This window comes from Erwinia sp. PME.40.26/001 (genome assembly GCF_055556675.1).
The window spans coordinates 1-239 of the sequence record NZ_JBVHNP010000411.1; the positions used below are offsets into that span (position 1 = coordinate 1).

Below are 239 nucleotides of genomic sequence, written 5' to 3' on the forward strand. Positions count from 1 at the left end.
GGAGACGCTGCCATACCCGGCGGCGGTGATGATCGTGCTGCGCACCTTCACCTGGAACAGGGCAGCCGGGCGTTCCTGGAAGGTGCTCACCCAGATCGCATCGAACCGCCGCTCGTAGAACTTCCGCAGTGACTCGTCGCGATCGGCGAACTGGCTGCGGATGGGAACGATCAGGCTGAGCCGGCCATCCGGGCGCGTGATCTGCGCCGAGCGCTCGCAGCAGGAGGCGTAGATGTCGT

The 239-nt window shown here is 66.1% G+C and carries 1 protein-coding gene; it reads right to left on the reverse strand.

Annotated elements, in window-relative coordinates; genetic code table 11:
* Window positions 1-239 (reverse strand): hypothetical protein (locus ACZ3HG_RS24760; RefSeq protein ID WP_465335180.1); only part of this gene is annotated, 239 nt, incomplete at both ends.